The 11046-nt window shown below is 65.8% G+C and carries 13 protein-coding genes; 8 read left to right on the top strand and 5 right to left on the bottom strand.

What is annotated here, in order from left to right; genetic code table 11:
• Positions 1-662: LysR substrate-binding domain-containing protein (locus VF497_RS12365; RefSeq protein ID WP_330889126.1), on the top strand; the 662-nt coding region annotated here is incomplete at its 5' end.
• Between the two features lie 10 nt (positions 663-672).
• On the opposite strand, the gene rsgA is transcribed toward VF497_RS12365, so the two are convergent.
• The gene (rsgA, locus tag VF497_RS12360) at positions 673-1761 is read right to left on the bottom strand and encodes a ribosome small subunit-dependent GTPase A (RefSeq protein ID WP_414706894.1); all 1089 of its coding nucleotides are present in this window, start codon (positions 1759-1761) and stop codon (positions 673-675) included.
• A gap of 49 nt (positions 1762-1810) precedes the next feature.
• Between rsgA and VF497_RS12355 the strand changes: the two genes are divergently transcribed.
• From VF497_RS12355 to VF497_RS12325, 7 genes are all read left to right on the top strand, one after another.
• Entirely contained in the window at positions 1811-2902 is a 1092-nt protein-coding gene (locus VF497_RS12355; RefSeq protein WP_330889122.1) for a glycosyltransferase, read from the top strand.
• 101 nt (positions 2903-3003) lie between these two features.
• A complete protein-coding gene (locus tag VF497_RS12350; RefSeq protein WP_414706893.1) occupies positions 3004-4272 on the top strand; it encodes an aminotransferase class I/II-fold pyridoxal phosphate-dependent enzyme in 1269 nt (422 codons plus the stop codon).
• 22 nt (positions 4273-4294) lie between these two features.
• Positions 4295-4879 (top strand): SGNH/GDSL hydrolase family protein, encoded by a 585-nt coding sequence (locus VF497_RS12345; RefSeq protein WP_330889121.1) that lies wholly within the window; start codon positions 4295-4297, stop codon positions 4877-4879.
• 71 nt (positions 4880-4950) lie between these two features.
• Complete coding sequence (locus VF497_RS12340; RefSeq protein WP_330889119.1) at positions 4951-5754, top strand: UDP-2,3-diacylglucosamine diphosphatase; 804 nt, start codon at positions 4951-4953, stop codon at positions 5752-5754.
• Positions 5755-5834: 80 nt separating this feature from the next.
• The gene (gene grxD / locus VF497_RS12335; protein ID WP_330889117.1) at positions 5835-6764 is read left to right on the top strand and encodes a Grx4 family monothiol glutaredoxin; all 930 of its coding nucleotides are present in this window, start codon (positions 5835-5837) and stop codon (positions 6762-6764) included.
• A gap of 27 nt (positions 6765-6791) precedes the next feature.
• A complete protein-coding gene (locus tag VF497_RS12330; RefSeq protein WP_330889115.1) occupies positions 6792-7271 on the top strand; it encodes a GNAT family N-acetyltransferase in 480 nt (159 codons plus the stop codon).
• A 112-nt stretch (positions 7272-7383) separates the two neighbouring features.
• Entirely contained in the window at positions 7384-8193 is an 810-nt protein-coding gene (locus VF497_RS12325) for a hypothetical protein (protein ID WP_330889113.1), read from the top strand.
• 27 nt (positions 8194-8220) lie between these two features.
• Here VF497_RS12325 and VF497_RS12320 read toward each other — a convergent pair whose 3' ends face one another.
• The 4 genes from VF497_RS12320 to VF497_RS12305 all read right to left on the bottom strand — a co-directional run.
• A complete protein-coding gene (locus tag VF497_RS12320) occupies positions 8221-8541 on the bottom strand; it encodes a tetratricopeptide repeat protein (protein ID WP_330889111.1) in 321 nt (106 codons plus the stop codon).
• 8 nt (positions 8542-8549) lie between these two features.
• Positions 8550-9845, bottom strand: coding sequence for a patatin-like phospholipase family protein (locus tag VF497_RS12315; RefSeq protein WP_330889109.1), 1296 nt, complete (start codon positions 9843-9845; stop codon positions 8550-8552).
• Positions 9842-10621, bottom strand: a complete 780-nt coding sequence (locus VF497_RS12310) for a 3-hydroxybutyrate dehydrogenase (protein WP_330889107.1) — start codon at positions 10619-10621, stop codon at positions 9842-9844. The genes VF497_RS12315 and VF497_RS12310 overlap by 4 nt, the downstream gene beginning before the upstream one ends.
• Before the next feature lie 127 nt (positions 10622-10748).
• Positions 10749-11046: helix-turn-helix domain-containing protein (locus VF497_RS12305; protein ID WP_330889105.1), on the bottom strand; the 298-nt coding region annotated here is incomplete at its 5' end.

Here is an 11046-nt window from a genome sequence, read left to right as displayed (position 1 = left end):
ACGAGGCCGAGCGCTCCGTCGCCGCCAGCGCCGCGCCGCGCGGGCGCGTGAAGGTCAATTGCAGCGTGCCGTTCGGCCAACTGCTGTTGATGCCGGCATTGCCGCGGTTCCTCGCCCGCTATCCCGAGGTGGCGCTCGACGTCGACCTGACCGACCGCGTCGTCGATCTAGTCGACGAACGCGCCGACGTCGCCATCCGCCACGGCCGCCTGCCGTCCTCGCGCCTCGTCGCGCGGCATCTGGGCGACAGCCGCAAGATGATCGTCGCCACGCCGGCCTACCTGCGCAAGCACGGCAGCCCGGCCACGATCAAGGAACTCGAAGGCCATGCACGCCTCGGCTTCAACTATCCGCACAGCACCGAGACCTGGCCGCTGCGCGAGCGCCGCGGCGTGACGAATCTGCCGATCAACGGCCAGGTCCGCGTCAGCAACGGCGAGGCGCTGCGCGCGCTCGTCTTCGCCGGCGCGGGGCTCGCGCGCCTGTCGTCGTTCCACGTGCAGCGCGACGTCGACGCGGGCCGGCTCATCGCGGTCATGCAGACGTTCAACCCGGGCGACGTCGAGCCACTGCACGCGGTCTATCTCGGTCGCGGCGGCCATCTGCCGGCGCGCGTGCGCGTGTTCCTCGATTTTCTTGCAGAGAACCTGCGCCTCGACTGAGAACGCCCGCTCAGCGCCGGCCGTACTTGTCGACCAGGCGCTTGCCAAGCGCACGCGTCTGCACCTTGGCATTGGCCTTGCGCTCGATTTGCGTCTGCAGCGATTCGCTGGCCGTGCCGAGCTCGTCGCGCAGTTTCACGTAGCTTTCCCAGCGCGCCGGATCGAGCGCCCCCGATTCGAGCGCGGTGCGGACCGCGCAGCCGGGTTCGGCGCCGTGTGCGCAGTCGCCGAAGCGGCACTCGAGTGCGAGTGCTTCGATATCTTCGAAGCTCGCCGCAGCGAGGTCTTCCTCGCCGGTGAGTTTCAACTCGCGCATCCCAGGCGTGTCGATCAGGCAGCCCCCGCTCGGCAGCGAGATCAGCGCGCGATGCGTGGTCGTGTGGCGGCCGCGGCTGTCGTGCTCGCGCACGGCACCGGTGGCCTGGCGCTCGCGCCCGAGCAAGGTGTTGGTCAGCGTCGATTTGCCGGCACCGCTCGAGCCGAGCAGCACGGCGCTGTCGCCGCGCTGCAGGTGACGCAGCAGCGGCGCGACCGCCCTCGCATCCTTGGCGTTGAGCGCGTGCAGTTCGATGTCCTGCGGCAACTGCGCACGCAACGCAGCGATTTCGCTGTGCCGCGCGGCATCGGCGATCAGATCGGCCTTGGTCAGCACGATCACCGGAGTGACTCCGCTGCCGGCGATCAGCAGCAGATAGCGTTCGATGCGGCGCGGATTGAAGTCGCCGTCGAGACCCGTAAGCACGAACGCGGTGTCGATGTTCGTGGCGATGATCTGGCGCGCGTACCGCTCCCCCGCCGCAGCGCGTGCGAGCACCGTGCGTCGCGGCAGCACTTTCTGGATGACGGCCGGCGTCGCCGCGTCGACGAGGACGAAATCGCCGACCGCCGGACGCGCCTCGGGCGCGGCGCGGCGGCGCAGGAATCGTGGTGCGGGCTGGGCCGCGAATTCGTTCTCGCCGTCGCTGAGCACGTAGCCGTTGCGGTGCTGGATGATCACGCGGGCGAAGCGCGATGCCGTCGAGGTGTCCGCGGGCAAAGGCAAGTCATCGCGCCATCCGACGGTATACAAGGCTTGAGACGATTCGTGCGGCAATGGCATGCTCGGCATTCTACGGCGCAGTCGGGTGGCTGACGAGAACGAATCGCGCATGCGCGTTTGCCTGAACATGATCGTGAAAGACGAGACTGCGGTCATCGAACGCTGTCTGCGCTCCGTATTGCCTTACATCGACTGCTGGGCGATCGTCGACACGGGCTCGACGGACGGCACACAGGACCGGATTCGCCAACTGCTTTCGCACCTGCCCGGCGAGTTGATCGAGCGGCCCTGGGTCGATTTCGCGACCAATCGCAACGAAGCGCTCGAACTCGCGCGCCGGCACGGCGACTATGCGCTCATCATCGATGCCGACGACCTGCTCGAGGTCAAACCTGGCCGCGTTTTGCGCAACCTCGACGGCCCCGGCTATGCGCTGGAGATCGTCGACAAGGTGACGAGCTATTGGCGCGATGCGCTCGTCCGACTCGATGTCGACTGGACATGGAAGGGAGTGGTTCACGAACATTTGACCTCCACCCAACTCGACGGCGTGAAGAAGCTCGGCGGCGCGCGCATTCGCCGCATCGGCGGCGGCGCGCGCAGCCAGGGCGATCTGGTGGAAAAATATCGCCGCGATGCCGACGTGCTGCGGCGCGCGCTCGTCGATGAGCCGGACAATGCGCGCTACGTCTTCTATCTCGCGCAAAGTCTGTTCGATGCCGGGGAAATGACCCAGGCGATCGAAGTCTACCGGCGCCGCGTCGAGATCGGCGGCTGGGCCGAGGAAGTATACTTTTCGAAATTCATGATCGCCCAGCTCAAGCAGCAGCTCGGCCATCCATTCGACGACGTCGTCGCGGCCTACCTCGACGCCTGGCGGTTTCGTCCCTCGCGGGCCGAGCCGGCATGCTTTCTCGCTCGGTATTTGCGCGCCCATGGCCGGCACGAGGAGGCTCGCGACTATGCGAGGATCGCCTGCGCAACGCCGCCTACTACCGACAGCCTGCGCATCAACCGGCACGCCTACGGCTGGCTTGCACGCTACGAACTTGCCGCCGCGCTCTACGCCTTACAGGACTACGCCGACTGCATCGCGGTCAGTCGCGAAATGCTCTCCGATCCGCTGCTGCCGCCGAACGAGGTGCCGCGCATCCGCCAGAACATCGCCGCTGCCGCCGCCATGGCGACGCGACCGATATGACGAAAAACGTCGCACTTGCCTGCAAAATGCTTGAATTCAAGCCTCGTTCCGCTAGGATGATTTGTTCACATCGTGAAATCCCCAACCGGATCGTGGTTCCCATGGCTATGCAAGGCAAATCGAGTCGAGTTCCGAGCCCCGTGTGCACCGGCGCGCGGCTGGAAAACGTGCGTTATGAAATCCGCGGCGCGCTCGCCCGCCGCGCACTCGAGCTCGAAGCCGCCGGCCGCAAGATCGCCAAGCTCAACATCGGCAACCCGTCCGTATTCGGCTTCACCGTGCCCGATCACGTGCGCCAGGCGATCGAGCACAACCTCGTCTCGAGCGAGGCTTATTGCCACCAGAAAGGCCTAGTCGAGGCGCGCGAAGCGATCGTCGCGCAGCAGCATGCGCACGGCATCACCGCGGCTCACGTCGACCGCATCTTCATCGGCAACGGCGTCAGCGAGCTGATCGACCTCGGCCTGCGCTCGCTGCTCAGCGACGGCGACGAGGTGCTGCTACCGAGTCCAGACTATCCGTTGTGGAGCGCCGCAGTCACGCTCAACGGCGGCAAGCCGGTCTACTACACCTGCCCGGCCGAGCGCGAGCACACGCCCGACGCGGCCGAGATCGAAGCGCTGGTCACGCCGCGCACGCGCGCGATCGTGCTGGTCAATCCGAACAATCCGACCGGCGCGATCTATCCGCGCGAATTGCTCGAAGCGATCGTGCGCATCGCCGACACGCACGGGCTCGTGCTGATGTCGGACGAAATCTACGACGAGATCGTCTACGATCAGGCCGAGTTCACCGCACTGGCGAAGATCGCCGGCGATGTGCCCTGCCTGACCTTCGACGGTCTTTCCAAGGTGCAGCGGGCGTGCGGCTACCGCGTCGGCTGGCTGTCGATGACCGGCGCGAAGGCGGCGATCGAGCCGCTCGAAGCCGCGCTCGACCTGCTCGCTTCCTTGCGCCTGTGCGCGAACGTCGCCGGCCAGTACGCGATCGCGCCGTCGCTCGAAGGACCACAGACGATCGCCCAGCTCGTCGCACCGGGCGGGCGTTTGTACGACACGCGCGCGGCCGTGATCGAGGCCTGCGCCGCGAGCCGCTTTCTCGACCTCGTTGCGCCCAAAGGTGCGATGTATGCGTTCCCGAGCGTGCGCGCCGACCGCCTGCCAAGCTTCGACGACGAGGCCTTCGCCCTCGACCTGCTCGAAAGCGAGAACGTGCTGATCGTGCCTGGGCGCGGCTTCAACTGCGTACCGCGCAATCATTTCCGCATCACGCTGCTGCCGCTGGCTCCACAGATGCGCGAGGTATTCGCGCGCATCGAACGCGTGCTCGAGCGCATGGCTGCAACGCAACCGCAGCGTCAGGTGGCCTAGCTGCTCGGCCAGCGAACGCGTAGTGAGCTTTCTCGCCCTCGGCGATTCGTACACGATCGGCGAAGGCGTCGCCGAGGCCGAACGCTGGCCCGTGCAGCTCGCGCAGGCGCTAGGTATCGCCAAACCCGAAATCCTCGCACGCACCGGCTGGACCACCGACGAACTCGCCGCGGCGATGGTGCAGCAGGCGTTTCATCCGCCCTACGACCTCGTCACGCTGCTGATCGGCGTCAACAACCAGTACCGCGGCCGCGACCTCGCGAACTATCGCGACGAATTCCGCGCCTTGGTCGAACGCGCGATCGAACTGGCCGGCGGCCGGTCGGAGCGTGTCATCGTCGTTTCGATTCCCGACTGGGGCATCACTCGGTTCGGTCTTGAGAGCAAACGCGATACGGCGCAGATCGCACGCGAAATCGATCGGTACAACGCTGCCAATGCGGAAATTTCTCGATCGGCGCAAATCCATTACGTCGATGTGACCGCGCTCGCGCGCGAAGATCCCGGCTTGGTCGTTGACGACGGGTTGCATCCGAGCGGCGGCGCCTATCGCCGCTGGAGCGACGCCATCCTGCCCGTCGCGCGGCGCGCGCTGTCATCGCCCTGACTTTCGCGCGAAACAAACTTTTTATACTTTTTGCTTATGCTGCATTCCCGGGCCGACCTCGGGAGACAGCCATGCAAACGCGCCGCTACCGCAGCATTTTCATCTCCGACGTGCATCTGGGCCTGCGCGACTGCCAGGCCGATTACCTGCTCGATTTCCTACGCCAGACGACGAGCGAACGGCTCTATCTCGTCGGCGACATCGTCGATCTGGAGAACATGCTGCTCAAGCCATTTTGGCACGCAAGCCATACCGCCGTGCTGATGGAACTCTTTGCCATCGCCGCGCGCGGCACGCGCGTGACCTTCATTCCCGGCAACCACGATGCGCCGCTGCGTCGTTTCGCCGGCCAGCGCTTCGGCGGCATCGACATCGCGCTCGACGCGGTGCACGTTGGCGCGGATGGCCGCCGCTACAAGGTCAGCCACGGCGACGAATTCGACGGCGAACACACCGCGCCGGCCTGGCTCGTGCGCGTGGGCGACGTGATGCAGCGCTTCGTCGGCGCACTGAACCGCCTCGGCAACGGCCTGCGCCGCCGGCTCGGCCTCGACTACCGCACGATCTCGCTCGGCATCAAGCTGCGCATCGGCACCGCACGGCGCTTCATCGAGGATTTCGAAACCCGCGTCGCCGAGCGCGCGCGCGAACGCGGTTACGACGGTCACATCTGCGGCCATATCCATCGCGGCCGCATCCGCGACGAGGCCGGCACGCTCTATCTCAACGACGGCGACTGGGTCGAGCATTGCACCGCGCTCGTCGAGCACCACGACGGCGCGATGGAAGTGCTGCATTGGACCGAGCGCGAACTGTCGGTGGCGAACTCGCCCGCCGCGCGCATCGCTACCGAGCCGCTGCCGGCCGCAGCCTGAGGCGCGCTTCGCGGTTGAGAATCGCGGCGGATGGCCCAAGATCGGGGATAATCTCCCGCCCGACCCTTGTGGAACCCGCCATGTCGCTCTCCCCCGCCACGCGCACCCGTATCGAAACCCTGCTGCGCGACAACCCTGTCGTCCTGTTCATGAAGGGTTCGCCGCAAGCGCCGCAGTGCGGCTTCTCCGCGGCCGCCTCGGGCGTGCTCAACGAGCTGTTGCCGCAGTACGCGACGGTCAACGTGCTCGAAGACGCCGAGATGCGCGAAGGCATCAAGGCCTACGGCAACTGGCCGACGATTCCGCAGCTTTACGTCAAGGGCGAACTGGTCGGCGGCGCCGACATCGTGCAGTCCATGTACAACTCGGGCGAGCTGCAGGCGCTGTTCGGCCTGCCGCAGCCGGACCGTACGCCGCCTGCGATCACGATCACCGACAAGGCCGCGCAAGCGATCCGCAGCGCGCTCGCCGACGCCGAGTCGGGCCTTGCGCTGCATCTCAACATCGACGCACGCTTCCAGCCGCAGTTCCACCTTGCCGAGCCTTCCGACGAGGCGATCCGTTCCGAGTCGAACGGCATCGACGTGCTGTTCGACGTCGGCAGCGCGCAGCGCGCGCGCGGGATCCGTATCGACTGGGTGGAGACGATGCAGGGCGCGGGTCTTTCCATCGACAATCCGAATGCGCCGTCGACGGTCAAGCAACTTTCCGTGCGCGAACTCGCACAGCGCATCGAAGCAAACGAGGCGATCACGATCGTCGACGTGCGCCCGCCCGAAGAGCGCGCGATCGCCGCAGTCAAGGCGCCGTTCCGCACGCTCGATGCCGGCATCACCGCGCTCGCCGACCTGCCGAAGGATGCGCCCATCGCCTTCCTTTGCCGCAGCGGTGGCCGCAGCCAACAGGCCGCCGAACAGTTCCGCGCGCACGGCTACACCAAGGTCTACAACGTCACCGGCGGCATCAATGCTTGGGCGCGCGAGATCGATACGACGATTTCCGAGTACTGATCGCGCTTCGCGCCCAGCGCGGTGATGATGACGATCGACCAAGCCACGCAGCCCGACGACATCGCGATCGTGCGCGAGTTGCTGCGCGAGTACGAACGCGCGCTCGGTGTCGATCTCTGTTTCCAAGGCTTCGCCCAGGAACTGGCGAATCTGCCGGGCGACTACGCGCCGCCGCGCGGCACTCTGCTGCTCGCGCGCGACGGCGATGCCGTCGCCGGCTGCATCGCACTGCGGCCGGTCGACGATCGCGATTGCGAAATGAAGCGCCTCTACGTCCGCGATGCATTCCGTGCGACCGGGCTCGGCCGCCGCCTCGTCGAACGCGTGATCGTCGTGGCGCACGCGATCGGCTACCGGCGCATGGTGCTCGACACGTTGCCGACGATGATCGCGGCGCAACGCCTGTACGAGACCTTTGGCTTCACCGACATCACTGCGTATAGGCCCAATCCGATCCAGGGCACGCGCTATCTCGGACTCGTGCTTGATCCCATTGCCGCTCGCTGATTCCAACCTCCCCGCGCGCTTGCCGCGCGCTCGCGCGGTGTTGTCCTGTCTGCCGCTGTTGCTCACGTTCTTGCCAGCCGGTCACTGCGCGCAACCGCTCGCGCAAGCGGAATTGCTGAAAATCTCGAACCAGCCGTGGATCGAAGTCGATATCGGCAAGCATCACGGCGTGCAATGCATCGTCGATATGGGATCCAGCGCGGCTGGCGTGCTTCCCACCAAATACGCCGCCGGAGCCAGGTACATCGGCCCGGCGGTTGTAGCGACGGCGGACCGGCCGGTGAAAATGCCCGAGGTCGAAATCGATCGCGTCACGATCGGCGGCAGCACGCAGACGGGCGTCCGTTTCCTGCTGCGCGACCAAAGCTGGTTCGACAAGGGCGATCCGATGCCTTGCGTGCTCGGCAGGGAATTCCTCGGCCGCTACACGGTTGATCTGGACGGAAGCAAAGGCCTGCTGCGCCTGTATCCCCGCGGCACGCGGCTCGACGAAGTATTCGGCGGCACATTGCCCGCCGGCGCGCGCATCGCCGCCGGCATTCGCGACAACGCGCTCATCGAGGTCGACGCAATGGTCGACGGCGTTCGCGTCAAGTCGGCCATCGACACCGGCTGGGGATTAGCCACGCCGAATCGGAATCTGCTCGATGCGCTCGGCATCGGTGCGGGCGACCCGCGCATCGTCAATCAAACCGTTCACAGCGCGTTGTCCAATCGGGAAATGACGCTGCAGATCGTGGAATTCCAGCAAGTCCGCATCGGCAGCGTGGCTGTGGAAAAGGTGCGCGCGAGCCTGGGCGAAGGTGGCATGCGCGTTATCCGCAAGGAACACGAGCCGTATCTGCACATCGGCTGGGATCTGCTGCGCCAGCACCGGCTGTTGCTCGATATGGCGCATCGGGATATCGCGCTGATTCCTTGACGTGTTTTTTTTTGGCAGCGCGGGCGATCAAACCTTTGCAAGCCGGCGCAGAAATACCCTCATTTCCTTTTCCGCCTGCTTGTCGCCGCGCTCGACGGTCGCGGCGATGCCTGACTGATAGGCATTGATCGCTGCGGCGCTGTCGCCAGCTGCGGCCAATGTCTTGCCGAGCAGTTTCCACGCCGCGGAATAGCCCGGATCGAAGCGCAGTGCCTCGCGCAATTCGGTGATCGCTCCCTCCGCATCGTTCTGTACAAGCAATGCGTTCGCGAGCGACATGCGCAGCAGCGCACCATCGCGCGGTCCACCGCACAGGGTACGCAGCCGATCAATCGCGTCGCTCTGCACGGCTCGACCTATTTCGCGTTGGGGCCGCCGCGCCCGTGCCGATGGACGTCGTGGGTGATCACGCCGACGCGCCGCGACGGCGGCTCGAAGAACTGCGGATGCGCGAGCGTGTTGCGCATGTCGGCAAGACCGGCGCGCCAGTGCTCGGCCATCGTGCTCGGCGCGAATGCGTAGTCCTTGTACTGCTCCTCGAACGGCTTGGTCTTGTAGATCAGCTGGATGATGTTGTAGACGCGGTCGGACAGCCATGGCGCGAGTTCGGCGCGCATTTCCTCGGTGACGTGGCCGGGCGGGATTTCCTTGAGCAGCGCGTACAGCGTGGTGCGCAGATCCTGGCGGCGCTTGACGACGTCGGTGCCGTAGCGCGTGCGGCTCGAGAACTGGATGTCCTTCTGCCGCTCGGCGACTTCCATGATGTTCCGCGGCAGCATGCCCTGCGCGCGCCAGAGATCGACCTGGAAGACGAGGCTGTCGCGCCGCGGCGTCTGGCTGAGTACATGGTCGAGCGGCGTGTTCGAGACGAGGCCGCCGTCCCAGTAGTGCTCGCCATCGATCTCGACCGCAGCGAACGCGGGCGGCAGCGCGCCCGAGGCCATCACGTGCTCGGCACGGATCCTCGTTTTCGGCGCATCGGGCTTGTCGAAGTTGTCGAAGTAGATGAAATTGCCGCTGCGCACGTTGACTGCGCCGACCGAGAAACGCACATCGCCCGCGTTGATGCGATCGAAGTCGACGAACTCCTCGAGCGTCGACTTGAGCGGTGCGGTGTCGTAGAAACTCGTCGACGATTCGACGTGGCCGACGCCGACGTACGGCGGCGGAAAACGCGGCGCGAAGAAGCCGGCCTGGCCGAACAGCAGCGCGGCAAATGCGCCCTGCATGTTGGCGAGCGCGAGCGTGGAATTGTCCAGCGGCAGTTTCTGGCGCAGCGCTTCCTGCCACTCGAACCATTGGTGGCCGAACGGCACCGCCGGGATCGAAATGCGCTCCCAGAAGGCGCGCAGCCGATCGAGCCGCTGCTCCGGCGCGTTGCCGGCGAGCAACGCCGCGTTGATCGCACCGATCGAGATGCCGGCGAACCAGTTCGGCAGAATGCCGGCCTTGTGCAAACCCTCGTAGACACCGCATTGGTACGAGCCGAGCGCGCCGCCACCCTGCAGCATCAGCGCGATCGTCGCGTAGCTGCGCGCCGATTCGAGCGGCGATGGTGCCTTCGCATGCGGTGCAACTTTTGCCGCCCTGCGCGCGGTCGGCGCTTTCTCGCGCGCGACGGTGGGCTTCGCCGCGCGCTTGCGCGTGGTCATTGCATGAACCAGCCGTGGCTGACGACGAGCGACTGGCCGGTCAGCGCGTTGGTGTCGAAGCCGCCGAGGAACAGGGCGACGTTGGCGACGTCGTCGACCGTCGTGAACTCGCCATCGACCGTGTCTTTCAGCATCACCTTCTTGACCACGTCGTCCTCGGAGATGCCGAGTTCCTTGGCCTGCTCGGGAATCTGCTTCTCGACCAGCGGCGTGCGCACGAAGCCCGGGCAGATCACGTTGGCACGCACGTTGTGCGCCGCGCCTTCTTTCGCCACGACCTTGGCCAGGCCGATCAACCCGTGCTTGGCGGTGACGTACGGCGCCTTGAGTTTGGACGCTTCCTTCGAGTGCACCGAGCCCATGTAGATGATCGCACCGCCCTTGCCGGCGTACATGTACTTGAGCGCCGCACGCGTGGTCAGGAATGCGCCGTCGACATGGATCGCCATCAGTTTCTTCCAGTCGGCGTAGGAAAAGTTCTCGATCGGGTTGACGATCTGGATGCCGGCGTTGGAGACGAGGATGTCGATGCTGCCGAGGTCCTTGACACACTTGTCGATGCCGGCGTCGACTGCGGCTTCGTCGGTGACGTCCATGATCACCGTGGTCGCGTTGACGCCGCGTGTGCGAATCTCCGCGGCGGCGGCATCTGCGGCGGCCTGGTTGATGTCGGCGATCGCGATATGACAGCCGTTGTCGGCATACACCTCGGCGATGCGCTTGCCGATGCCGCTCGCGGCGCCCGTAATCAGGGCGACTTTGCCTTTTACGCTCATGACGGTTCCTTGGGTGAGGGGAAAGGATTCTCGACGCGATCAACGCGCACAGCTCAGGAAGTAAGGTAACCCGCGAAGGATTGCAATTGTCTTAAAGCACAGGCGCCGCAGTGGCGCCGCGCGCAAATCACTCTTCCTTGCCGGACGACTTCACATCGACGCCGAGATCGCGCAGCTTGCGATACAGATGCGTGCGCTCCATGCCGACCATCTTCGCAAGCTTGCCGACGCTGCCGCCCGCGTCCTGCAACTGGCGCAGCAGGTAGGCGCGCTCGAACTGCTCGCGTGCCTCGCGCAGCGGCAGGTTGAAGTCGATCGCCGCGGCGGGCGAGTCGGCCGCGACGGGCCGCGCGGCAGCAGGCACAATGCCCTTGCCGAGCGCAGCCTCGACCTCCTCGATCGTCACCTCGTGGCCATTGCCCATG

Origin of the sequence: Rudaea sp. (assembly GCF_036383415.1) — a bacterium.
Classification (GTDB): Bacteria; Pseudomonadota; Gammaproteobacteria; order Xanthomonadales; family Rhodanobacteraceae; genus Rudaea.
The sequence above is the reverse complement of the archived record's forward strand: the minus strand, read 5'-3'. Positions and strand labels throughout refer to the sequence as shown.

Bases quoted from the DNA above. Each gene is read 5' to 3' on its own strand.
- rsgA (WP_414706894.1), bottom strand. From the start codon at position 1,761: ATGCCATTGCCGCACGAATCGTCTCAAGCCTTGTATACCGTCGGATGG.
- VF497_RS12355 (WP_330889122.1), top strand. From the start codon at position 1,811: ATGCGCGTTTGCCTGAACATGATCGTGAAAGACGAGACTGCGGTCATC.
- VF497_RS12350 (WP_414706893.1), top strand. From the start codon at position 3,004: ATGGCTATGCAAGGCAAATCGAGTCGAGTTCCGAGCCCCGTGTGCACC.
- VF497_RS12340 (WP_330889119.1), top strand. From the start codon at position 4,951: ATGCAAACGCGCCGCTACCGCAGCATTTTCATCTCCGACGTGCATCTG.
- grxD (WP_330889117.1), top strand. From the start codon at position 5,835: ATGTCGCTCTCCCCCGCCACGCGCACCCGTATCGAAACCCTGCTGCGC.
- VF497_RS12330 (WP_330889115.1), top strand. From the start codon at position 6,792: ATGACGATCGACCAAGCCACGCAGCCCGACGACATCGCGATCGTGCGC.
- VF497_RS12315 (WP_330889109.1), bottom strand. From the start codon at position 9,845: ATGACCACGCGCAAGCGCGCGGCGAAGCCCACCGTCGCGCGCGAGAAA.
- VF497_RS12310 (WP_330889107.1), bottom strand. From the start codon at position 10,621: ATGAGCGTAAAAGGCAAAGTCGCCCTGATTACGGGCGCCGCGAGCGGC.